The following is a 23,202-nucleotide window of genomic DNA, read 5'->3' as shown; positions in this document are numbered from 1 at the left end:
CCCGGTCTCGTGCGGCCACCAGTACCCGGACACCTCCAGCCCTGCGGGCCAGTCCCGGGGCCGGGGGACGACGAGCCCGCTGTAACCGTGCAGCACCGGGCGCGCCCGGCGCCGTGCGGACCGGCCCGGCGTGTCGTGCCCGGCCCGTACGAGACCGGCACCCAGACCCGTGTACGGCGCGACGTCACCCCGCGACCCCGCCGTCATCATCACGATGCGCACACGGCCAGTGCGCCCCACCCGGACGCGGCACCACAGAAGACCTGCCCCCGCCGCACTCGGTCGTCCTTCCGGATGGTCGAGGATCGCAGCCCCTGGTCATCCCAGCCACCGGCGCCACACGCACCAAGATCCGGACCATTCCCGGACCGGCTCCTTCCAAGAAACCGGGCATCCGGCCGTTCTCGCTGGTCAGGATGGGTTTATTGGCTGTACCGCCAGCAGACGAAGAACCTCCTGGTCAGCTACTCACCGAAGAAGCTCGGGTTCTTCTAGAGGCAGGGAATGGGGCGTCTGACCTGGTGAAACATGCGCCAGGCGCCCCTTTCCGCATACGGATCCAAGGGGCTTCAGTCGTCGCTTCCAACACCGCGATCGGGTGCGCTCATGTCTCCCGTGGCGGGCATGCCGTCGGCAAGCCCGTAGCGCAGGAACACGGTGCCCTTCGGGCTGGCTACCGGAGGTGCGAGGAGTGTGAGGTTGCTGGGCACCGCGCCGGCGTCGAACACCGTCTTCCCCACTCCGAGCACGATGAGGTGCAGCCAGAGGTCGAGACGGTCGAACAGCTTCTCGCGCAAAAGGGTCTGCACGAGGTTCAGGCTCCCGACGACCTTCACGTGCTCGTGCCGGTCTCGGATCTCGCGCACGGCGTCGGCGAGGTCCGGGCCGAGATGCGTGGACCCGGCCCACGAGAGGTCGGGCGTGCCGCGCGAGGCCACGTACTTCGGCACCCTGTTGAAGAGCGTGGCGATTTCGTTGTCCTCGCCGCCCTCCTGGTGCGGCCAGTAGGCGGCGAAGATGTCGTACGTCCGCCGGCCGAGCAGGAGAGCATCCGTGCCTTCGTACGCGGCCAGGATCTGCGCCCCGGCGACCTCGTCCAGCAGGGGCGCCTGCCAGCCGCCGAACGGGAAGCCCACGGGGTCCTCATCCGGGCCGCCGGGCGCCTGCGCGACGAGGTCGAGGGTCGCGAACAGTTCGATCTGGATGAGGCCCATGGCTTACTCCTGATGAGTCGTTTACGTCCGTCAGAGATCGACTCGTGGGCGGCCGCCGGGCGTCGGCCTCACGGAGGCGATGTTCACCTCCGGCACGGTCATCAGTCGGGCGGACGCTCGTCCGATCTCGCCCACCACTACCCAAACCGGAACTGGTCGCCGGGTTCACATCCCCATCGACAAGAACCATTCGAGGGCGAAGCCTCGCTCCAGGAGCCGCATGTCACGCGGCCTCGGGCCGCCGCTGGGTCAGGACCGCTCGACGGCGGCCTTGATCCGGAGACCGAAGTCGGGAGCATCTTTACGAGCCGCGCGAAGCGCCGGTCCCAGCAGGATTCGGCCAAGTCCGTGGCCTTCGAGCACGTTGAAGATCCGCACCCGGGTGCGGCCGTCAGGCAGCGGTTCGAGGTCATAGCCTCCCTCGGCCGTGATGAGGTTCTTGCTCTGCTCACTCCAGCGGATCGTGCGTGGCACGTCCAGGCTGGTGATGCGGAACTCGCGGGAGGTCTTCATCCCGGCGTCCTTCACGGTGCTGCGGAAGACCGTCCCGACAGTGGTAGGGCCGTCCGGAGTCTTCGTGATCTCCAGGACCCTGGGACTGAACTCGGGATCGTTGCGGCCGTCGACGAGGTAGGCGAAGACTTCCTCCACCGGGCGGTCGACCTCGACGCTGGACTCGAACTCTCCGGACATTGCGTCTCCTCGCTGTGTGCCCGGCGCACGCTTCACGGCCAGGATCCCAGAGAGATCCGACTGCTGCCTCCCGGCCGCAGGGCAGCGGGGTGGGTGCCGGTCCCCCGTGCGCGTCTCCACGCTGCGCCGATATCCGGCACCTCGTACCGAACCTGCGCGCCATTCTGCTCGGCTGACTCCGTTACCAGGTCACCGTCAGGGCGTCGCGGAGTTCCGCCGGGCGCGGGCGCTCTCACGCCAACGGCTCGGCGACTCCCCGTACGCCGCCCGGAACGCCTTGCTGAAGCGGGCTGGGCTGGTGAACCCCCATCGGGCGGCCACCACGGACACCGGGAGGTGGTCCCTGTCGGTGCGTGCGAGCTCCGCGCGGCATCCCGAAAGGCGGCGCCCGCGTACCCAGCGGCCGAACGTGGTGCCCTCGGCCTGGAAGAGCTCGTGGAGATAGCGCGGGGAGATGTGGTGCTCCTCGGCGAGCACGCGCGGTGACAGCTCAGGCTCGCCGAGCCGGGCCCCGGCCGTGGCCTTGATCCACTCGATCATGGAGGCGGGGCCCGGTGCATCCCCCTGTCGATGGGCAGCGGCCGCCTGGTGCGCCGCCAACGTGGCGAGGAGACCCACGACGGTACGGGCGAGGTCCTCGCGCCCGTACGGGGAAGCGTGGCCGAGAGCCTCCCGTACGAGGCCGTGCACGAGCGGGAGCAGCAGCGCCGGCGTCTCGCCCGACGTCTCCTCGACGGGGATCGTGGTGATGCGGCGCAGCCTCGTCTCGTTCACGCGCAGCAGCTGTCGCGGCAGCATCAGGACGTGCGCCCGCTGGGCTTCCGGCAGCGTCAGGGCGAACGGGCGGCTCGCGTCGTGGAAAGCCAGGGTGCCCGGCGTCAGATGCGCGGCCCGGCCGTCCTGGACGAGGAGCGCCGAGCCATCCAGCTGCATTCGGGCGAAGACGTACGTCTGACCATCCGCCGTCACACCCTCGGGCATACGCCGGACGAGGGCCGGCCCCGACGTCTCGGCAGCGATCTGGAGTGTGCCCGTCCGGTACGCGGTGAGAGAGGCGGCCACTCCTCCGGAGCCGCTCCTATGCCGGCTTCCACGGGGACGTAGCACTCCGACAGGGCACGCCGCCAGGCGGCCGACCGGTCCTCGGGAGGCATCGTCCCGGTTGAGAAGACCGGGTGCGCTGGGGTGGGCGTCAGGTGTGAGCGTCCCGTCATGTCACCGCGGTCCCTGCGGGGAGTGCCGGGACCGTTCGCCCCGCAGCCACTCGGTGGGTGACATGCCGTACTCCCGTCGGAAGGCCCGCGCGAAAGCAGCCGGTCCGGTGAAGCCCCAGCGGCGCGCGACCGCCCCCGGAGTCGCCCCGGCGCCCGAGGCGCCTCCCGCACCCTGGAGGACGCCCGACAGCTCCCGCCGGCACCCTTGGAGGCACAGCTCGCGCGTCCAGCGGCCCATCGAGGTGCCTTCGGCCTGAAACAGGCGGTGCAGATGCGGACCGAGATGCCGTGGGCCCTGGCGACGGTCCCTGGTGTGAGGTCCGGGGATTCCAGGTTCCAGCGGATGAACCGCTGCACACTCAGCAGCAGGACCCGCTCGGCACCGGGCAGTTCCCTCGAGTGTCGGCCCAGCTGCTCGGTCGCCACGACGGACAGCAGGTCCACGGCGCTGTCGGCGAGCCGATCGGCGACCGGCTGCTCGTACGCCCGCCGGATGTTCGCCAGGCGACTCAGGAACGGGGAGACGAGGGCCGTGAGTCCCTGAGTCGGGCGCAGCGTCCGCGCCGCGATCCGGTGCAGCTCAGCCTCGGACAGACCGAGACGGTCACGAGACACGGCGAAGATGTCCAGCTGAAAGCGATGGGGAAAATGGGTACGGAACGGGCGGACGGTCTCGAAGAAGGCGGCGTCATCGGGGCGCATCTCCATGGTGCGGCCGTCCTGGTCGACAGCACGCGTCCGCTCGGTGTCATGACGGCTGCGCCCCGCCGCCGGTCATCGCTCTCGGGAGGCCTTCTCATCTCGCTCGGCATGGCATCAGCCTGCCGTCGCTCCCGTGCCCACTCATCAGTCGGTCGACTGGTCCGACGACGGACCCGACGGTGAGCCGGGCCGTTCACCGTTCAGGTGCTTCTGGAGAAAGGCCCCACCCATCCGTACGGCCGCGCGAGCGGTGACGCTGTCGCGGAGGGATTCGAGCGACACGAAGTCATGCACCGTGCCCTGGAACCGTACGGTCGTCACGTCGACGCCCGATCCCCGGGGTCGCTCCGCGTACTCCTCGGCCTCGTCGCGCGCCACATCGGCCTCCGCGGTGACGACCAGTGCGGGCGGCAGGCCGCTGAGCTGCTCAAGGCTCGCCCTCAGGGGCGACACCATCGGCTCGTCGAGCAGTGCTGCGTCGCCCGCGAAGATCAGCCAGTACTCACGCAGGGCTGCTCGGGTGAGCAGGTGTCCGGTGGCGAAGCGCCGCTGGGAGGGGGTGGCGCAACGGGCGTCGGTCAACGGGTAGCGGAGCAATTGCGCCTGGATGCCGGGACCGCCGTGCTCCTTCGCCACCCTCGCGAGTGCGGTCGCCGGAGTCGCCCCGGCGCAGTCACCGGCGACCGCGACCCGGTCCGCGTCCAGGCCCAGCCGCTCGGCGTTGTCTACGGTCCATGTCAGCAGGGCGTGACACTCCTCGATCGGGACGGGGTGTCGCGCCTCGGGGGTGCGACTGCACTCGGGGACGACTGCCGTGATCCCCGCTCCGCGCGCCGGTTCACCGATGAGCCGGGCGTGGGTGTGCGCGTCCCCGAGCATCCACCGTCCTCCGTGGACGTGAAGGACGAAGGGCGACCGCGCGGAAACGCCGCGCGGCCGGAAGACCCGGAACCCCACCAGCCCCGTCGGCCCGACGGGCGCCACGTGGAAGGCGGTCTCCACCCCGGCGTCCTCGACTCGGCTCGTCTCACACTCCTCTCGGCCCGCCGATCGTGGGCGGATTCCCGGGGCGGGCCGGGATCGGCGGGGCGGGCAGCGGGGGGAGGGAGGGCTCATGGAGCCAGGACGAGAGCAGGCCGTCCAGCGGGGCGGCCGCGTAGCGGGCCACATGGGCGGCGAAGCCCGCGGTGGTCACCACGCCGTGGCGGTTCACGCCGGCCCAGTCGCGCAGCATGCGGAAGAACGCCCCGTCACCCAGCGCGCAGCGGATCGCGTGCAACGCCAGGCCCCCACGCTGGTACAGGCGGTCGTCGAACATCAGCTTGCGGCCGGGGTCGGCCAGCACCAGGTCCTGCGGCTGCGCGGCCAGCAATCGGTGTGCGGCAAGTGCCAGTTCATGCGCGGTGCGACCGCCGGAGCGCTCCGACCAGAGCCATTCGGCGTACTTCGCGAAGCCCTCGTTCAGCCAGATGTGTCGCCAGTCGGCGATGGTCACACTGTTGCCGAACCACTGGTGCGCGAGCTCATGGGCGATGAGCCGCTCCGAACCCCGCACGCCGTCCACATGGTTGGCTCCGAACAGGGCCAGCCCCTGGGCCTCCACCGGCACGTCCAGGTCCTCGTCGGCGACGACGACCGCGTACTCGCCCAGGGGGTAGGGGCCGAACAGTTCCTCGAAGAGCTGCATCATCGCAGGCTGCCGGGCGAAGTCCCGGGAGAACTTCGGCAGCAGATGCGCCGGTACGTGGGCGCTCTGCGGAACACCGCCGAGTCCGGGGTCGCCGAGCAGCACGGTCTGGTACATGCCGATGGACAGGCCGACCAGGTAGCTGGAGGTCGGGGCGGTCTGCTCGTACACCCAGGTGGTCGTGGAGGCCTTGGTCGTCCGCGTCAGCAGCCGGCCGCCGGCCACCACCGCGTACGCAGAAGGGGTGTTGACCGAGAGCAGGTAGGAGGCTTTGTCGGCGGGCCGGTCGTTGCACGGGTACCAGGAAGGCGCGCCGACCGGCTGGCTCGCGACGAGCGCGCCGTCGGACAGCTCCTCCCAGCCGAGGCCGCCCCAGGGGCTGCGTACCGGCCTGGGGTTGCCCGACCAGTGCACCTCCACGGTGAAGGCGACGCCGGCGGCGAGGGGCTTGGCCGGCCGGATGCGCAGTTTGCCGCCCCGGTGGGTGTAGCGGGGCGCCCGGCCGTTCACCTGGACCCGGCCGACCTTGAACTCGGCCAGGTCGAGGGCGAACTCGGTGAGCTGCGCCCGGCCGACGATCGCGCTGAGCCGGGCCGTCCCGGCCAGCCGGTTGGGGCCGGGGCGGTAGTCCAGAGCGATTTCGTACCGGTGCACGCGGTATCGGGGATCGCCGCTGGCCGGGAAGTACGAGTCCGACGCCGTTGTCCTCTGGCCGCTCACTGCCGCTTCCGCTCCCTGCACTGTGCTCGTACGCCGTAGCCCCTTCAGGACCGCCACGCCTCGATCGGATTGCCCAGCCAGCGGGTGTCGGCGGGGACGGATTCCCCGGCCATCACGAGAGAGGCGGGTCCCAGTGTGCTGCGGGCCCCGACCGTGCTTCCGGGCAGGACGATGCCGTTCGGGCCCAGGGTGGCGCCTTCGCGGAGGACCACAGTATCCGTCCTCAAGATCCGGTCGTGGAAGAGATGGGTCTGCAACACACTGCCGCGGTTCACGGTGACGGCGTCGCCCAGCCGCACCAGGTCGGTCTCGGGAAGCCAGTGGCTCTCGCACCACACGCCCCGGCCGATCCGGGCCCCCAGAGCACGCAGCCACAGGGTGAGGACTGGCGTCCCCGGCACCGAACCGGCGAGCCAGGGCACGGCCAGGACCTCGACGAACGTGTCGGACAGTTCGTTGCGCCAGACGAAGCCGCTCCACAACGGGTGCTCCCCCGTTCGGTGCCGGCCCACCAGCAGCCATTTCCCGGCCACGGAGACCACCCCGGCGGTCGCCCCGGCGGCGAGCAGGACCACTCCGGACAGCGCCGCGGCCCCCACCGCCCCGACGCCACTCGTCGCGATCAGGGCGCACAACGCGGCCGCGGTCAGGACGGAGAGCGCGGCCGAGCAGAACACCGGGACGAGCCGGCACAGCTCCACCAGGCCCCGGGCCCACAGCAGATGGGCGGGCGGGTCGTAGGTACGGCTCCGATCCGCGCCGGCCGCGGATCGCGGCAGCTTGACCGGCGGCAGGCCCAGGTAGGAACTGCCCTTCTTGGCCTTCTTCGGAGTGGCTGACAGGACGCCGACCAGCCCCTCGTCGGGCACGCTACGGCCCGGCGCGGTCATTCCGGAGTTGCCGAGAAACGCCCGGCGGCCGATCTCGGAATGTCCGATGCGGACCCAGCCTCCGCCCAGTTCGTAAGGAGCGGTCAGGGTGTCGTCGGCGAGGAACGCGCCGTCACCCACGGTCGTCAGGCTCGGGAGCGCGAGCACTGTGGACACCTCGGCGCCCCGGCCGATCTTCATGCCGAGCAGCCGTAGCCACACGGGAGTGATCAGCCCCGCGTACAACGGGAACAGGGTCTCCCGGGAGAGGTCCATCAACTGCGTGACGGTCCAGGCCTGCCAGCCGACCCGGCTGTGCGTCGGATGGGTCCCGGTCCGCAGCCCGAGGCTGAGCAGACGCACCGAGACGAGCAGGAGCAGCGCGTACACGAACCCGAAGGCGAGCGCTCCTGGCACCACGGCCGTCAGCGCGCTGCGCAGGGCCTCGGCGAGCCGGGCGTCCGCGGGTACGAACAGGCTGACGACGAGCAGCGCCGGCAGGGCGGCGAGCACGGTCAGGAGTGGGAGACAGAAGCCGGTCGCTCCGTACACGGCGCGCCAGCGGAAGGCACGCGGCGGGCGCTCCTTGGGCCAGTTCCGCTTGGACTTGCCGAGCTTTACGGCCGGTACTCCGGCCCAGCGCTGACCGGTCGGGATCTGCCCGGTCACGGCGGAACCCGGGGCCACCTCGGCCCGCTTGCCGACCCGCGCGCCCGGGAAGAGCACGCTGCGGGTGCCGACGACCGCGCCCGCGCCGACCTTGACCGGGCCGATCTCCAGCCGGTCCCCGTCCAGCCAGTGCCCGTTGAGATCCACCTCGGACTCCACGGCGCAGCCGCGTCCGAGCTTGAGCATGCCGGTCACCGGAGGCAGGGAGTGCAGGTCGACTTCCGGGCCGATCTTGGCACCGAGGGCCCGTGCGTAGCGTTCCAGCCAGGCCCCGGTGAGGGAGGTCGCGCCGACATGATCGGCCAGTCGTTCGGCCGTCCACAGCCGCAGGTGCACACTTCCGCCGCGCGGGTAGCGTCCCGGCTCGACCCCGCGCAGCAGGATGCGTGCGCCGCCGGCCGCGAGGGCCAGCCGGCCGGGCGGGCTGTAGAGCAGGGTGGCGCCGGCGGCGACGAGCCACCAGGAGGCGGTGGGCGCCCAGGGGTAGGACCCGAACCGGTGCAGGACGTTGCCCAGGGCGAGGAGCGCCACCGTCCAGCGCAGTCCGACCAGAGTGAACAGCGGGAGCAGGAGCAGCGACTGTGTCACCTGGAACCGGAGCGGGACGGGAGCGACGGTCCGGGCCGTGCCGCCGACCTGTACGGACTGCTCGAGGTGGCGGGCGAGCTTGCGCAGGGTGGGTTGCTGGTAGATGTCGACCACGGCTGCGCTCGGGTAGCGGGCGCGCAGCCGGGTGGTGAGCTGGGCGGCGGCAAGGCTGCCACCGCCGATCGCGAAGAAGTCGTCGTCGGCACGGGTGACCGTCACGCCCAGGGTCTCGCTCCACCGCTCGGCGAGCCAGGCCTCGGTGCCGTAGAGCTGCTCGGCGGAGCCGGTGGACTCCAGGTCGGGCACCGGCCAGGGCAGCGCGTTCCGGTCCACCTTCCCGGAGGTACGGGTCGGCAGGTCGTCGACCGGCGCGAGGAGCGGCACGAGGGCCGCCGGCAGTTCGGCGCGCAGCCGCTCGACCGCCGCGGCATGGTCCCATCCCTCCTTTGTGACGAGGTAGCCGACAAGGAGCTGGTTGCCGCTGCGCGCGGTGCGGACGGCGGCGGCCGCTCCGGCGACGCCTGGCAGAGCCTGGAGTGCCGCGTCCACCTCGCCCAGTTCGATGCGGCGTCCACCGAGTTTGATCTGCTCGTCGCCCCGGCCGAGGAAGACGAGCCCCTCCGGCTCCGCGCGGACGAGGTCACCGCTGCGGTAGGCGCGGTGCCAGCCGAGGGAGGCGAGCGGGGCGTACTTCTCGGCGTCTTTCGCGGGGTCGAGGTAGCGGGCCAGGCCGACGCCGCCGATCACGAGCTGGCCGCTGCCGCCCATGGGCACCGGCTCGCCGGACTCGTCGACGACTGCCATTTCCCATCCGTTCAGCGGAAGACCGATGCGGATCGGTTCCCCACCGGTCAGGAGCGAAGCGCAGGCGACGACGGTGGCCTCGGTGGGACCGTACGTGTTCCAGACCTCGCGCCCCTCGGTCACCAGGCGCTGGGTCAGTTCGGGCGGGCAGGCCTCCCCACCGAAGATCAGCAACCGGACCTCGCCCAGGTCCTCCGGCTCCCAGAGCGCGGCCAGGGTCGGCACGGTGGAGACCACCGTGATCTCCTGCTCCACCAGCCAGGGACCGAGGTCGGCGCCGCTGCGTACCTGGGAGCGCGGGACGGGCACGAGGCAGGCCCCGTGGCGCCAGGCCAGCCACATCTCCTCGCAGGAGGCGTCGAACGCGACCGACAGTCCGGCCATGACCCGGTCGCCGGGTCCGATCGGTTCCTCGGTGAGGAAGAGCGCGGCCTCGGCGTCCACGAAGGCGGCGGCGCTGCGGTGGCCGACGGCGACGCCCTTGGGCATGCCGGTGGAGCCTGAGGTGAAGATGATCCACGCATCGTGCTCAGGCCCGGGGCGGGCAGCGGGGGCGTGGCCGGGCTCGGGGTCCCCGGTGACCTCGACGGACTGTCCGGCGCCGAGCACCGCGCGCACCCCGGCCTCGCCGAAGACCAGGTCGGCCCGCTCGTCCGGGTCCTCGGCGTCGACCGGCACGTAGGCGGCCCCCGCGGCGAGCACGGCGAGGATGGCCACGTACAGCTCGTTGGTCCCGGAGGGCACGCGTACGCCGACCCGGTCGCCGAGCCCGACCCCGGCTGCGGCGAGGGCGCGGCGCCGCCGCTCGACCTCGGCTGCCAGCGCGTGATAGGTCAGCTGGGCGGAGCCGTCGTCTAGGGCGAGTTCGTCGGGGTACGCCAGGACGGTCGCGTCGAGGATGTCGACGAGCGTACGGGGCGGGGCGGCGGGCCCGGCGGAGAACCGGGCCGCTTTGCCGGACTCTTCGTGCGTCTCCCCGTTGTCGAGCAGAGTGAGTTCACCGCGCTCAGGTGTGGCTGACATCGGCCCTCGCGTCTCGCTCCCGGAACGTCCGGGTCGCCGGTGGAGCCCGGGTCTGCCCGGGTTGTTCCGATCCGGCGCCAAACAGCCCGCCAGTCTAGTGCGCCGACGGGGAATTCCTTGTCGAATCCCTTGCGCGTTGCCGAGGAAATCCGGTAAAGCGACTGCTCTCCGTGGGGTTCCGGCCAAAGCATGGTGCGACGCGACTGGGCTTCGCCGTGCTGCTGAAGTTCTACACGCAGTACGGCAGGTTTCCCCGGAACCGGGCGGAGCTGCCTGGTGAGGCTGTGGAGTTCCCACGGCGACTGGTTCACGAACTGCTGCAGGACCTGCATGTTCCCATCCGGCAGCCGCTCGGCCCGGTCATGTAGGCGGCCAGAGCAACCGCCCCGCGGGACTGCTGTGGTTTCAGAACGGGTTGTGGGCTGCTTGGAGGGCGGGAACGGTCACGGCCTGGGTGAGGGCGAATCGGTCCTGGACCGATTCGCCGTACCCGATCGACTTCCCGCCAGGTACTCGACTGCTTCGCGGCGACCGGCCACCTGTACCACCCGCTCGGCCGCACCCCGCAGTCGTCGGTGACCCCGCTGTTCGTAGGCGAGGGGAAGGTCAGATCGTGTTCTGTACAGGCGTGGTGCCCGTTCCGTTGTCCGTGATCGCGGGGGTGCCAATGCCGCGGGCGGTGAGGTCGTTGCCGACCAGCCAGGTACCGCTGGAGCCCGCCATCACGCCGATCGCGGCCCCTGAGGCGCCGCCGGTGACCGCACCTACGGTGGTGGCCTGGACGAAGGTGCCCACCGCGTTGCCGCCGACCCGGACGGCGTAGCCGGTGGCTCCTGTGATCCGGTTGCCTCGCAGGGTGGCGCCGTTCACGCCCGTGTTGATGCCGGGGCCGGTCGTGGTCAGGACCGTGTTGTCGGCCACGAGGGTGCCGGTGGAGCCGCTGTCGACGCCGATGCCGTCGCCCTGGATGTCCGTGAGGCTGTTCTGGGCGACGACGGCATGAGGGGAGCTCTGGACGTGGATGCCCTGGCAGTTGCCGGTGGGGGTGAGGCGCTGGGTGGCGGTGACGGTGTTGCGGGTGACGGTGAGGCCGTCGGTCTGCGCGACGTAGATGCCGGCCTCGCCCTTCACCGACTCGACGGTGTTACCGGAGACGGTGATGTCACGGTGGCGGGCGCCGCCTGCGGCGACGGTGGCGGAGATGCCGCCGCTGCCGTCGACTCCGCGGACCGTGTTGCCGCTGATGGTGATGCCGCTGGTGCCATTGCCCTGGGGCGAGTTGAGGTAGATACCGTGGAGCGCGACGTCGGTGACCGTGTTGTCGGCGATGACGGAGTCCTGCCAGTCGGCGGCACGGATGCCGAACGCGCCGCTCTTCTGGACCGTGTTGCCGATGACCCTGATTCGCCGGTGGAACACGCCCTTGGCGCCCCAGTGGTCCCCGCACAGGGCGCCGAAGGGCCCGGTTGTGGTGCCGGCGCGCAGGGTGCAGCCGGTGATGAGGATGTCCTCGCAGCCAGTGGCGTCGTAGGCGGGGGCGGGCAGATTCCCCTCGGTGGCGCAGGTGATCTGGACGGCTTCCTTGGTGGTGAGGCTCGCGCCGTCCCCGGGATGGTGGCCGTCGAAGACGCAGTTCACGACAGCCGCGTTCCGGACCGCGTTCAGCTCGAGGGCGTGCGCTGAGGGGGTGTCGACGAAGGTGCAGTCCTTGACCAGGACGCCTTCGCAGTGGGCGAAGCCGACGGCGTCGCTCTGCTTGCTGAACTGGGCGCCTCGCATGTCCCAGGTGCCGCCGAGGACGGCGATGTTCCCCGCGCCCTCGTAGCCGTACACGGGGGTGACCGAGTCGAAGTTCTTGAGCAACGCGCCGCTGTCCTTGGTACGAACGATGTGGGCTCCGTACGCGGACACGGTGGTGTCGGCGGCGAGGACGAGGCTCACGCCGACGGGGTAGGTGCCGGGCGGCACCAGCAGGGTGGCCGCGCCCGGTACGGCCTTCACCGCGGCGAGGGCGCTCTGGAAGGCGGCGGTGTCGTCGGTGATGCCGTCGCCCTTCGCGCCGTGGGCGGTGGCGTCCACGACGACCCCGCCGGCGGCCGCGGCGGCCGCGGCGGCCGGCGCGCCCAGCACGGACGCGCCGCCCCAGGCCCCTACGAATCCACCCATGGCCAGCATCAACGCGCGACGTTCCATGCGTCCCTCCCCGTTCTCTTGACGCTTGGCAGGAGCGTACGTCAGAGGCGTCAGGGGCCTGTCACGGGAGGGGCGGGCGAAGGCAGGCGGACCCGGCGCCCTCGCGCCCAGGAGTTCCGCAGCGAACTCTGGTCTTCGGCCGGCGGGCGCCGGGGGCACGCTGGAAGATCACCGAACACAAGCGGAGCATCGTCACCGACACCCTCGGCCTCCTGCCGGCCATGCTGGTCACGGCCGCGGGCTCCGGGCTGGCACTGATGGCCGCCACCTGCTGTCCCGGATCGCGAGCGATCATCCCACCATCACCAAGGCATGGGCCGACACGGGCCACGAGAACGCCGCCTGGAACACGGCCGTGGTGTCGCGCGGCGGTCAGGTCGTGGGTCGAGCCGGGCAGAGCCGGCGAGACCCAGAGCAGCCGTCCGAACGGATCGGTGAGGACCTGCACGTTCGTGCCGTGGCGCTTGTGCTTCCCGGAGCAATAGGGGGTGTCGGCGGCGATGCGGTCGATCGGCAGCAGGGTGCCGTCGAGGATGGCGAACGCCTTCTCCCGGATCGTTCGCATCGCCTCGGCCGGGGACGGGGCGAGGGCGGCCAGGGCCTCGACGGCTTCGCGTATGCAGCGGTGGACGGTCGCGATCCCGATGCCGAACCCGGCGGCCGGCCGGGCATAGGTGTCACCGCACCGCAGGTGGGCCAGGGCGAGCAGGGCCTGTCGTGAGGCGGGAAGGCGCCGCCGGCGCGTCCGGATCTCCCGCCGCCTGGCTGTCAGCCGTCCGGCCGGGAACCGCAGAGTACGGCTGGACAGATCAATCGCCCACGGGCAGGCAAGCACGCGAAGCTCCTGGCGGACACGGGTGATCTTGGTCGAGAACCCGTCTACTAGGAGCTTCGTCGTTGTGCAGACATGTCCGGCTCGCGGTCAGCACCGCCGGCTCGGAAAGAGCTCACTGATCTCACCCATCGCAACAGCCGACTTGCGTCGGAACTCCCGGTTCACCCCACCCGGATCCCGCTCCCGGCCAGCCGTTCCGGTCTCATTCCGGTCCAAGCTCGGCCCGCCAGCGGGTGTCGACCGGCCCGAACCGGATCCCACCCTGGTCGGCACCCGTGCGGTGGCTCATGGCACAGCGCCTCGAGCCGGCCGAGCAACCGCTGGAGACGACCGTGCTTCCGATCGCCCTCGTCGCCCGCCGCGCCGGCCTCGGCTCCGGGAACTCCCTGCGCGCGCACATGTGTACGGCCTTCGGTATCTCGCCCGCCGCCTGACCTCCTCGCTCCCGGGCATGGTGACGGAGACCGCTGGTGTCCTCGCGGGGCCGAAGTCCCGCGAGGGAACGCGCACCCCTCGTGCGGGGCCCTTGTCGGCGTGCTCGCACGAGTCGGCGCGGCATTCGCCTTACGCTGCGTCTCCCCGAGACCCCTTCCGAAAGCGCGGATGTGTTGCTTGCCGTAACCGTCATCGCGGGCATTCTTTTCACCTGGTGCGTCCTGTCGCGCCGGCTCGCGCTGTGGAGCATCACCGCACCGATCGCCATGATGGTGGCGGGCATCGCCCTCACCAGTGGCTCGGACCCGCCGCTCGTCTTCGACCTCGGGGACATGGCCGGCTTCGAGCACGCGGTGGAGGTCGTCCTCGCCCTGCTGCTCTTCGTCGACGCGACCGAGGTTCCGGCGGGAGTCATCCGACGGGAGAGGAGAATCGTCGCCCGTCTCCTGGGCGCCGCTCTGCCGCTGACCCTGGTCGCCGCCTTTCTGACCGCGCTCGCCTTCTTCCCCGACGAGCCCGGATGGGTGCTGGCGACACTGGCGACCGTCGTCGTCCCCCTCGATCTGGCGCCCGCCTCGGCCGTCGTGCGGGACAAGCGCATCCCGGCGCGCCTCCGGGAGGTACTCAACGTCGAGGGCGGCCTGAGCGACGGAATCGTCTCACCGGTGTTCCTGCTCTGTGTCGCCGCCGCCGCCGAGTACCACACGGTCGGCGACGACTACACCGAGGCGCTCCTCGACGCCGTCGGAGCGGCGGGCTGGGCCGTCGGGGCCGGATCGCTCGTCGGCTACGTGACCGGATGGCTGTTGCGGCGCTCCTGGGCGAGGGACTGGACGCTGTCTGGCGCCGCGCGCCTCGCGGTGCTGAGCGTGCCGATCGCCGCTTACAGCCTGTCCGCGGCGCTGGGCGGCAACGGGTTCGTCGCCTCGTTCGTCGCCGGCGTCTGCATCGCGCCGGCGATGCGGCATCTCCCCGGGGACACCGTGAAGATGACCGACGACCTGGTCACCTTGCTGACACTCGCCCTGTGGTTTCTCTTCGGCCAGTTGGTCAGTGACGAATTCTGGGACGGCTTCCACCTCTCCGTCGTCCTCTACGCCCTCCTCGCCGTCACCCTGGTGCGCCTGGTGCCCGTGATGCTCGCGCTGATCGGTACGGATCTGTCGCTGTCCGACAGGCTGTTCCTGGGGTGGATGGGGCCCAGAGGAGTGACCTCGGTGGTCTTCGGCCTCCTCGCCGCGATCGAACTGCCTGCGGCCGGTGGCGGCGACTTCATCAGCCGGGTGATGGTGATCACCGTCATGGTCAGCATCGTGTTGCACGGTCTGAGCGCCGAGCCCATCGGCCGCCGCTACGCCCGCGGTCGGCCCGCCTCGCCGGAGCCTCGGGGCGTGGGATGAGGGCGGAGCGGGCGCGACGGACGACCAGCGGCGGCGACGCGGGCGGGGGGCTCGTGCCGTGGGGAAGTGCGGCGGACCCGGCCGGCTGCCGGGTCCGCCGCGGGCGCGTCAGGAAGGGAGCCAAGCCCGCCAGGTGGCTTCGTTCCCCTTCACCCAGCGGCCCGCCGCCTCCTCCGGCGACAACTTCTCCTCCGCGATCATGAGGGCGACGTCGTTCTGCATGTCGGTCGTCCACCGGAACTTCTTCAGGAAGGCGGCGGCGTCGCCTCCGCCGTCCGCGAAGCGGGCGTTGAGGAACTTCTGCAGCGGGGTGTGCGGGTACGCGCAGGCCACCTTCTCCGGTTCGGCGTCGCAGCCCTCCTCGTACGCGGGCAGCCTCACCTCCGTCATCGGGACCTTCTCGAACAGCCACTGGGGCTTGTACCAGTAGCTGAGGAACGGCTTCTCCTCCTTGGCGAACTGCTCGATCTGCGTGATCTGCGCCGCCTCCGAACCCGCGAACACGACCTGGTAGTCGAGGTCCAGGTTGTCCACGAGCGCCTTGTCGTTCGTGACGTAGGACGGGGAGCCGTCGAGGAGCTGGCCCTTGCCGCCGCTCTCCGCGGTACGGAACTCGTCGGCGTACTTGTTCAGGTTCTTCCACTCGGTGACGTCCGGGTGCTTCTCGGCGAAGTACGTCGGCACGAACCAGCCGATGTGGCCGGTCACCCCGAGGTCCCCGCCCCGGGTGATCGTCCCCTTCTCGTCGATGTACCGCCTCTCCTGGTCCGGGTGGCCCCAGTCCTCCAGGATGGCGTCCACCCGGCCCTGGCTGAGGGCGTCCCAGGCGGGGACCTCGTCGATCTGGACGGTGTCCACCCGGTAGCCGAGCTCGTGCTCCAGCAGGTACCGCGCGACGGCGACGTTGGCCTGCGCGCCCACCCACGACTGCACGGACAGGGTCACCGTGCGGGAGTCCTTCGCGTCGGCGTACGGGGAGGACTGGCTGGTCATGTCGGCGGCGCCACATCCGGTGAGGGCCGTCAGGGCGACGGCGGCCGCGAGTGCGGCGAGGCGTGTGCGAGGCATCTCAGGCCCCCTTTCCGGCGAGGTCGCGGCGTTCCGTCGGCTGGGTGACTCGGTCGAGCGTCAGACCGAGGCAGACGATCGCCGCCCCGGCCACCAGACCGGTCGCCAGATCGCCCTGGGCGAGGCCGAGGACCGCGTCGTATCCGAGTGCGCCGCCGCCCACCAGGCCTCCGATGACGACGACGGCGAGGACCAGCACCACACCCTGGTTGACGGCGAGCAGCAGCGCGGGCCGGGCCAGCGGCAGCTGGACCTGGAACAGCTGCTGCCGACCGGTCGCGCCCAGCGAGCGCGAGGATTCGAGAGCGGCCGGGTCCACCGCGCGCACCCCCTGGGCCGTGATGCGTACGACCGCCGGTAGCGCGTAGACCACGGCGGCCGCGACCGCCGGGGCGCGACCCACACCGAACAGGGCGACGACGGGGATCAGATAGACGAACTGCGGCATCGTCTGGAAGACGTCGAGCACGGGGCGCAGTACGCGTCCGAGACGGGTGCTGCGGGCCGCGGCGACGCCGAGGGCGACGCCGAGCACCAGCGTCACGGCGACGGCGGCCATGACCTGGGACAGGGTGTCGAGCGCCGGGTCCCAGACACCGAGCACACCGATCGCGGCCATCGCGAGAACGGCGGTCGCGGCGGTACGCCAGCTGCCGATGAGCAGGGCGAGCGCGCCGACGGTGAGCAGGACCACCCACCACGGCAGCCACTGCAGGCCGCCGCGCAGGGGGTCGAGGACCCATGCGGTGAACCGCGCGGCCCAGTCGGCGGTGCCGCCGACGAGGGGCACGCCGGAGTAGAGGTGGGCGGTCATCCAGTCGACCGCTCCGTTGATGGGTGGGGCGATGTCCGCCGTCCACCCGTCGGGCCAGGAGAGCCGGCCGGACAGGCGACCCGCCACGGCGACGACGGCGGTCACCCCGAGGGCGACGGCCCAGCGGAGTCCTGCCCGGTGGGCCGGAGCCGCGCCGACGCGCTCCCCCGCCGCAGTGGTGACCCGGTCCAGAACGACGGCGAGCAGCACGATCGGCACGCCGGCGGCGAGCGCGGCACCGACGTCCACAGCGGCCAGCGCCTGGTAGACGCGGTCGCCGAGTCCGCCCGCGCCGATGACGGACGCGATCACGGCCATGCCGAGGGCCATCATGATCGATTGGTTGACGCCGAGCAGCAGCTCCTTGCGGGCCAGTGGCAGCCGGGCCGTCAGCAGCCGCTGCCCGCCGGTGGCGCCGAGGGAGGCGACGGCCTCCATGACACCGGCGTCCGCGCCGCGCAGCCCGAGCGCGGTGAGACGGGCCATGGGAGGGGCGGCGTAGACGACGGTGGCGAGGACGGCTGCGGGCACGCCGATGCCGAAGACCAGGACGACGGGCAGGAGGTAGGCGAAGGCCGGCAGCACCTGCATGGTGTCGAGGACCGGGCGCAGGATCCGGTTCATGCGGTCGGACAGGCCGGCGGCCAGCCCGAGGAGGCCTCCGAGCAGCACGGACGCGGCGACGGCGACGAGCATCAGGGCGAGCGTCTGCAGGGTGGGGACCCACATGCCGAGCAGTCCGCACGCGGCGAAGGCGGCGACGGAGGTCAGTGCGGGCCTGACGCCGGCGACGCGCCAGGCCACCAGACCCGCGGCGGCGGTGACACCGGCCCAGCCGAGGGCGAGCAGGACGAGGTAGACCGCGCGGACGGAGATGACCACGGCGTTGCTGACGTGGCCGAGGAAGTGGAGGAACAGCGGGTGGCCGTCGCGGTTGTCGATGATCCAGTCGCTTGTGCGGTCGAGCGGGCCGGACAGGTCGACGGCGAGCGACGCCGGCCAGCTGCCGCCGCCGAGCAGCAGGGAACCGAGGACGAGCGCGGCTACGGTACCGGCGCCGATCAGCCGGCCGCGGTGACACACGAACGCGCGCAGGGCACCGGGCGCCGTGTCGGGGGCGGAGGCACGGCGGGGAGGGGCAGGGGTGACCGTGGCGGTCATCGGCCCCACCTGCCCGCGTCGCGCGTCGGCTCCACGGGGCGGGCGAAGACGTCCGTCCCGCCGTGGACCGGGCCGGTGGTGGTGCGGTGGGCGTCATGGACCGGCCGCGGGCCGGCGAGGGGCGCCCGGACGTGTCCGGTGCGGCATGCTCCCGCAGCGGCGCGGGGCGTGCCGCCCGGCGGCGGCCAGGTCGTATGGGCGTACATCAGGCCACCGCCTTCCCCGTCGTGGCCGGGATCCCGGCCACGACACCGAGGAGTCCCACGTGGTCGACCACCCCGAGGCACCGGCCGTCCTCGACGATCCGCGCGTTCGCCCCCGTGCGGGCGACGGCCTCGATGGCCTCGTGGACGGTGGCGCTCGGGTCGAGCGCGGGCCCGGCCTCGTACTCGTCGGCGAGCGCGGGCCGCATCACCGAGCGGACGGTCAGCACCTGTTCGCGCGGCACGTCCCGGACGAAGTCCCTGACGTAGTCGTCGGCGGGCGCGCCCACGATCTCCTCGGGCGTCCCGAGCTGCACGATGCGGCCGTCACACATCAGCGCGATGCGGTCGCCGAGCTTCAGCGCCTCGCTCAGATCGTGCGTGATGAAGACCATCGTGCGTCCCTCCTCCCGGTGCAGGCGTACGACCTCCTCCTGCATGTCCCGGCGGATGAGCGGGTCCAGGGCGCTGAACGGCTCGTCGAACAGCAGGACTTCGGGGTCGACGGCGAGCGCGCGGGCCAGTCCGACCCGCTGCTGCTGGCCGCCGGAGAGCTGGCTCGGCCTGCGGTGCTCCATGCCGTCCAGGCCGACCTTGGTGACGAATTCCGCCGCCCGCTCGCGCCGTTCACCGCGCCCGACGCCCTGGATCTCAAGACCGTAGGCAACGTTGTCGAGCACCGTCCGGTGCGGCAGCAGCCCGAAGTGCTGGAAGACCATCGCCGCCCGGTGTCGGCGCAGCTCGCGGAGCCGGCCGGTGTCCATGGACAGCACGTCCTCGCCGTCGATGGTGATCGTGCCCGAGGTCGGCTCGATGAGGCGGGTCAGACAACGTACGAGCGTCGACTTGCCCGAGCCGGAAAGGCCCATGACGACGAAGACCTCGCCCTTGCGGACGTCGAAGGAGACGTCGCGAACGGCGGCGGTGCAGCCGGTGCGCTCGCGCAGTTCGGTGGCACCGAGGGCTCCGAGCTGCTTGTCGGCGGGCACGCGGTCGGCCTGCGGACCGAAGACCTTCCACAGATCGCGTACGGAGAAGACGGACGCCGAATTCCGCGGAGGTGCGGTGGCGTGCGGCGGAGTGTGCGGCGTCCTCATCGGGTCGTGCCTCCCAGCAGGTCGGCGCATTTCTCGCCGATCATGAGTACGCCGATCATCGGGTTGACGGCGGTCATGGTCGGGAAGACGGACGCGTCGGCGATCCGGATGCCGTCGAGGCCCCGGATCCTCAGATCGGGTGCGACGACGGCGAGTTCGTCGTCGACGGCCCCCATCCGGCAGGTTCCGGCCGGGTGGTAGACGGTGTGCGCGACATGGCGGGCGTACGCACTGAGTTCCTCGTCGGAGGTGACCTCCGGGCCCGGGCACACCTCGCGCTTCAGCCAGCCGGCCAGCGGTTCGCTCGCCGCGATCCGCCGGGCGATCCGGATCCCGTCCACAAGGGTCCGGCCGTCGTAGTCGTCCTCGTCGGTGAAGTACCGGAAGTCGAGCGCAGGTTTGTCCTCGGGGTCGGCGCTCGTCAGGTAGAGCCGGCCTCGGCTGCGCGGCTTGGGGATGTTGGGGGTCATCGACACGCCGTGCGCGGGCCGTTGGTAGCCCAGACGCTCGGGGTTGTCGGTGAAGGGGATCTGGTAGAAGTGGAACATCAGGTCCGGCCCCTCCGCCTCCGGGTCCCGGCGGACGAACAGCCCGGCGTCGGAGTCCATGGCGGAGTTCTCCGGGATCGGCCCGTGCGTCTCCCACACGATGACCGACTCGGGGTGGTCGAGCAGGTTCTCCCCGACGCCCGGCAGGTCGTGCACGACGGGTATGCCGAGCTTCTCCAGGTCGGCACGCGGCCCGATGCCGGAGTGCAGCAGCAGGCGGGGGGTGTCCACGGCGCCCGCGCACACCAGGATCTCGCGCCGGGCGCGTACGACGTGCTCCGTGCCTTCCTTGGTGCGGAGGTGCACACCGGTGGCGCGCGTCCCGTCGATCTCCAGTCGGAACGCCCAGGTCTCCAGGGCGATATGCAGGTTCGGCCGGTCCAGGAACGGGTGGAGATAGGCGACGGAGGCGGACGACCGCTTGTTGTTCTCCGGGTGGTAGGCGAGGTCGAAGAAGCCGGCGCCTTCGTGGAAGGGCTGCTTGTTGAAGCCCTCGACGCGCGGAACGCCGAGCGCGGTCTGCGCCGCGTCGACGAAGTCCCGGGCGATCGCGTTCCGGTCGGCCTCGTCGACGGGGACGATGTTGTTGCGCAGCCGGGCGAAGTAGGGAGCCATGGCTGCCGCGTCCCAGCCTTCGGCACCCGCTTCGGCCCACTCGTCCCAGTCGGAGGGAAGGGGCTTGAAGGCGATGAGGGTGTTGTGCGAGGAGCACCCGCCCAGCACCCGCGCGCGGCTGTGCCGGATGTTCGAGTTGCCCCGGGGCTGCTCGGTGGTGGGATAGTCGTAGTCCAGCTCGCCGCCGAGCAGGCCCATCCAGCGGCGCAGGGTGAGGACGTCGTCGCGGCCGACGTCGCTGGGGCCGCCCTCGATGACGGCGACGCTGACGTCCGGATCCTCGGTCAGCCGGGAGGCGATCACCGAGCCCGCTGTGCCGCCGCCGACGACGACGTAGTCGTACACGTGCTGATCGTTCACGCCTGCTCCTTCTGCGTCGCGCCCGCGAACCAGCGCACGGGGCGCGGAGCGAGGTTCTGGTAGATGTGCTTGGCTTCGCGGTACTCGGCGAGGCCGCTGGGGCCCAGTTCCCGGCCGATGCCCGACTTGCCGAAGCCACCCCATTCCGCCTGCGGCAGGTAGGGGTGGAAGTCGTTGATCCAGACGGTGCCGTGGCGCAGCCGGGCCGCGACCCGTCGGGCACGGTCCTCGTCGGAGCTCCACACCGCTCCGGCGAGGCCGTACTCGGTGTCGTTGGCGAGGGTGACGGCCTCCTGCTCGGTGCGGAAGGTCTCCACGGTGAGGACGGGGCCGAAGATCTCCTCGCGGACGACCCGCATGCGGCGGTGACACCGGTCGAGGACCGTGGGCCGGTAGAAGTAGCCGGGAGCCGCCGGCTTCTCGCCGCCCGCCCGCAGAACCGCGCCCTCGCCGAGGGCGGAGGCCACGTACTCCTCGGTCCGCGCCAGTTGGGCCGCGGAGACCAGGGGACCGCACTCGACGCCCTCGTCGGTACCGCGTCCCAGCCGGATCAGGGCGGCCCGCCGGGCGAGTTCGGCGACGAAACGCTCGCGCAGCGACTCCTCGACGATGAGGCGGGAGCCCGCGGAGCAGACCTGGCCGCTGTGGATGAAGGCGGCGTTCAGTGCCTGGTCGACGGCGGTGTCGAACCCCTCGGGCGTCGCACAGGCGTCGGCGAAGACGACGTTGGGGTTCTTGCCGCCCAGTTCCAGGGCGACCTTCTTCACGCTGTCGGCAGCCGCCCTGGCGACCTTCGTGCCGCTGGTGGTGCCGCCCGTGAACGAGACGAGGTCGACATCGGGGTGCTCGGCGAGCCTGGCGCCGACGGTGCCGCCGGGCCCGGTGACGATGTTGGCCGCGCCGAGCGGCAGCCCGGCCTCCAGGAGCAGTTCGATCAGCACGACGGTGGTCAGCGGGGTGATCTCACTGGGCTTGATCACGAACGTGTTGCCGGCGGCGAGGGCGGGCGCGATCTTCCAACTTGCCTGGAGCAGCGGGTAGTTCCACGGCGTGATCAGGGCGCAGACCCCGACCGGCTCGTGCACGACGACACTGCGGACCTCGTCGGAACCGGCGTCCACGACACGTCCGCCGTTCTCGTTCGCCACGAGGTCGGCGAAGTACAGGAAGGCATCGCGGACACAGTCGACGTCGACGCGGCCCTCCTCCATTGTCTTGCCGGCGTCCTGGCTCTCCAGAGCAGCGATCCGCTCGCGATCGCGTTCGAGGAGGGCGGAGACCCGACGCAGCAGGGCGGCCCGTTGGGCTACCGGCGTACGCGGCCAGGCGCCGTCGTCGAACGCGGCTCGTGCCGCGGCCACGGCGTCGTCGGTGTCCTGGACACCGCCCTCCGCCACCACCGCGAAGGCGGTCGCGTCGGCGGGATCGATGATCTCGCGGGTGGCGCCGGAGAGGGCTGCGCGCCACTCTCCGCCGACATGGATGGTCTGTTGTACTGCGATCACGTCGTGCACGGCCCTTCGTTCCTGTGAGTCCCCCTGCCGGCAGCACCGGCGATTCGGCCGCCTGCCCTGGGTCTCGAGGACCATGCGCAATGCCTTACGGAAAGTGACCTGTCTCACGCTCGCAAGAGAGGCGAACCGCGCGTGCAGGACACTTCCCCGCTGCTCCACTCCAGCCGGAGCACACCCACCAGCCGGCCTCGGCACTGGCCGCGGCCCAGGTACCTCCTGACCGGATCCCCCTGCGCACGCCGACCCCCGAGACCACGTGCCGTGAGGGTCGACCAAACGACCACGAGGTCGAACAGGTGACGATCGTGCCGATCGACTCCCACAACCGGACCGCGATCCGGACCGTTTCCGGACCAGCCCCCTCCAACGAGCGCCACAAGCGGCTGTTTACGCTGGTGAGCGTGGGTGCGACTGCTGTACCGCCGGCAGACGAAGAACCTGCCGGTCTCGTACTCGCCGAAGAAGGCCCCAGGCGGCACGCCGTCCGGTGATGGGCACTCGGGTCTCCTCCACCCTGCGCCGCCGTCCGACGTCCGGGCTGCAGAACGGCACTGGACAGGGCCGTGGCGCTGCCGCACGAGGCCGACCAGAAGTTCTCCCGTTCCTTCCGGACAGCGCCGTCAGTCGACTGTGGCGCGGGGAGCCAAGCCAGACAAGCACCACTCCCGCCGTACGCCGCGTGCCGGAACCGTGCGACCTCGCGCACGGCAGTACCCGGGCGCCTTCGACCTCCGCACCGACGGCCGGCCCGATCCGCGCGGCCTGGTGGAGGGCCG

Annotated in this window: 16 protein-coding genes and 2 pseudogenes; 2 read left to right on the top strand and 16 right to left on the bottom strand. The window is 71.4% G+C overall.

What is annotated here, in order from left to right; genetic code table 11:
- From OO54_RS46940 to OO54_RS38335, 10 genes and pseudogenes are all read right to left on the bottom strand, one after another.
- A pseudogene (locus OO54_RS46940) lies at positions 1–210 on the bottom strand (hypothetical protein); the annotation flags it as partial.
- Between the two features lie 359 nt (positions 211–569).
- Positions 570–1,214, bottom strand: coding sequence for a dihydrofolate reductase family protein (locus tag OO54_RS38380; RefSeq protein ID WP_033211760.1), 645 nt, complete (start codon positions 1,212–1,214; stop codon positions 570–572).
- 249 nt (positions 1,215–1,463) lie between these two features.
- On the bottom strand, positions 1,464–1,907 hold the full coding sequence (locus tag OO54_RS38375; protein WP_033211758.1) for an SRPBCC family protein: 444 nt from the start codon (positions 1,905–1,907) through the stop codon (positions 1,464–1,466).
- Positions 1,908–2,102: 195 nt separating this feature from the next.
- Entirely contained in the window at positions 2,103–2,969 is an 867-nt protein-coding gene (locus OO54_RS38370; protein WP_106970182.1) for a helix-turn-helix domain-containing protein, read from the bottom strand.
- A gap of 153 nt (positions 2,970–3,122) precedes the next feature.
- On the bottom strand, positions 3,123–3,359 hold the full coding sequence (locus tag OO54_RS47970) for a helix-turn-helix domain-containing protein (RefSeq protein WP_234439314.1): 237 nt from the start codon (positions 3,357–3,359) through the stop codon (positions 3,123–3,125).
- A gap of 608 nt (positions 3,360–3,967) precedes the next feature.
- Complete coding sequence (locus tag OO54_RS38360; protein ID WP_078905579.1) at positions 3,968–4,939, bottom strand: alpha/beta hydrolase; 972 nt, start codon at positions 4,937–4,939, stop codon at positions 3,968–3,970.
- Positions 4,851–6,230, bottom strand: a complete 1,380-nt coding sequence (locus OO54_RS38355) for a M1 family metallopeptidase (protein WP_033211756.1) — start codon at positions 6,228–6,230, stop codon at positions 4,851–4,853. The genes OO54_RS38360 and OO54_RS38355 overlap by 89 nt, the downstream gene beginning before the upstream one ends.
- Before the next feature lie 44 nt (positions 6,231–6,274).
- Positions 6,275–10,183, bottom strand: coding sequence for a Pls/PosA family non-ribosomal peptide synthetase (locus tag OO54_RS38350; protein WP_033211755.1), 3,909 nt, complete (start codon positions 10,181–10,183; stop codon positions 6,275–6,277).
- Between the two features lie 606 nt (positions 10,184–10,789).
- Positions 10,790–12,376 carry a right-handed parallel beta-helix repeat-containing protein gene (locus OO54_RS38340; RefSeq protein ID WP_033211751.1) on the bottom strand — a complete coding sequence of 529 codons (1,587 nt, stop codon included), beginning with the start codon at positions 12,374–12,376 and terminating at the stop codon, positions 10,790–10,792.
- A gap of 352 nt (positions 12,377–12,728) precedes the next feature.
- A pseudogene (locus OO54_RS38335) lies at positions 12,729–13,211 on the bottom strand (transposase family protein); the annotation flags it as partial.
- A 287-nt stretch (positions 13,212–13,498) separates the two neighbouring features.
- Here OO54_RS38335 and OO54_RS44530 point away from each other — a divergent pair.
- Positions 13,499–13,645: a hypothetical protein gene (locus OO54_RS44530; protein WP_324611637.1), complete on the top strand. Its 147-nt coding sequence runs from the start codon at positions 13,499–13,501 to the stop codon at positions 13,643–13,645.
- 171 nt (positions 13,646–13,816) lie between these two features.
- A complete protein-coding gene (locus OO54_RS38330; protein ID WP_234439241.1) occupies positions 13,817–15,046 on the top strand; it encodes a cation:proton antiporter in 1,230 nt (409 codons plus the stop codon).
- A gap of 108 nt (positions 15,047–15,154) precedes the next feature.
- On the opposite strand, the gene OO54_RS38325 is transcribed toward OO54_RS38330, so the two are convergent.
- Genes OO54_RS38325 through OO54_RS38305 form a run of 6 tightly spaced genes read right to left on the bottom strand, consistent with a single transcriptional unit; the run spans position 15,155 to position 22,417 of the window.
- A complete protein-coding gene (locus OO54_RS38325; protein WP_033211747.1) occupies positions 15,155–16,114 on the bottom strand; it encodes an ABC transporter substrate-binding protein in 960 nt (319 codons plus the stop codon).
- A 1-nt stretch (position 16,115) separates the two neighbouring features.
- Entirely contained in the window at positions 16,116–18,089 is a 1,974-nt protein-coding gene (locus tag OO54_RS38320; RefSeq protein WP_033211744.1) for an ABC transporter permease, read from the bottom strand.
- Positions 18,086–18,295, bottom strand: a complete 210-nt coding sequence (locus OO54_RS46175) for a hypothetical protein (protein WP_157856595.1) — start codon at positions 18,293–18,295, stop codon at positions 18,086–18,088. Before OO54_RS46175 ends, OO54_RS38320 begins: the two co-directional genes overlap by 4 nt.
- The gene (locus tag OO54_RS38315; protein ID WP_033211737.1) at positions 18,295–19,389 is read right to left on the bottom strand and encodes a quaternary amine ABC transporter ATP-binding protein; all 1,095 of its coding nucleotides are present in this window, start codon (positions 19,387–19,389) and stop codon (positions 18,295–18,297) included. The genes OO54_RS46175 and OO54_RS38315 overlap by 1 nt, the downstream gene beginning before the upstream one ends.
- Positions 19,386–20,912, bottom strand: a complete 1,527-nt coding sequence (locus tag OO54_RS38310; RefSeq protein WP_033211735.1) for a GMC family oxidoreductase — start codon at positions 20,910–20,912, stop codon at positions 19,386–19,388. The genes OO54_RS38315 and OO54_RS38310 overlap by 4 nt, the downstream gene beginning before the upstream one ends.
- Positions 20,909–22,417: an aldehyde dehydrogenase family protein gene (locus tag OO54_RS38305; protein WP_200146587.1), complete on the bottom strand. Its 1,509-nt coding sequence runs from the start codon at positions 22,415–22,417 to the stop codon at positions 20,909–20,911. Before OO54_RS38305 ends, OO54_RS38310 begins: the two co-directional genes overlap by 4 nt.
- Positions 22,418–23,202 lie beyond the last annotated feature (785 nt).

It is taken from the genome of Streptomyces wedmorensis (assembly GCF_000716445.1).
Taxonomy (GTDB): Bacteria; Actinomycetota; Actinomycetes; order Streptomycetales; family Streptomycetaceae; genus Streptomyces; species Streptomyces wedmorensis.
Note: the sequence above shows the minus strand (reverse complement) of the source record. Positions and strands in the feature narration are given on the sequence as shown.

Coding starts and splice junctions, on each gene's coding strand:
- OO54_RS38340 (WP_033211751.1), bottom strand. CDS start 12,376: ATGGAACGTCGCGCGTTGATGCTGGCCATGGGTGGATTCGTAGGGGCC.
- OO54_RS38360 (WP_078905579.1), bottom strand. CDS start 4,939: ATGAGCCCTCCCTCCCCCCGCTGCCCGCCCCGCCGATCCCGGCCCGCC.
- OO54_RS46175 (WP_157856595.1), bottom strand. CDS start 18,295: ATGTACGCCCATACGACCTGGCCGCCGCCGGGCGGCACGCCCCGCGCC.
- OO54_RS38325 (WP_033211747.1), bottom strand. CDS start 16,114: ATGCCTCGCACACGCCTCGCCGCACTCGCGGCCGCCGTCGCCCTGACG.
- OO54_RS38375 (WP_033211758.1), bottom strand. CDS start 1,907: ATGTCCGGAGAGTTCGAGTCCAGCGTCGAGGTCGACCGCCCGGTGGAG.
- OO54_RS47970 (WP_234439314.1), bottom strand. CDS start 3,359: ATGGGCCGCTGGACGCGCGAGCTGTGCCTCCAAGGGTGCCGGCGGGAG.
- OO54_RS44530 (WP_324611637.1), top strand. CDS start 13,499: ATGGCACAGCGCCTCGAGCCGGCCGAGCAACCGCTGGAGACGACCGTG.
- OO54_RS38320 (WP_033211744.1), bottom strand. CDS start 18,089: ATGACCGCCACGGTCACCCCTGCCCCTCCCCGCCGTGCCTCCGCCCCC.
- OO54_RS38350 (WP_033211755.1), bottom strand. CDS start 10,183: ATGTCAGCCACACCTGAGCGCGGTGAACTCACTCTGCTCGACAACGGG.
- OO54_RS38315 (WP_033211737.1), bottom strand. CDS start 19,389: ATGAGGACGCCGCACACTCCGCCGCACGCCACCGCACCTCCGCGGAAT.
- OO54_RS38380 (WP_033211760.1), bottom strand. CDS start 1,214: ATGGGCCTCATCCAGATCGAACTGTTCGCGACCCTCGACCTCGTCGCG.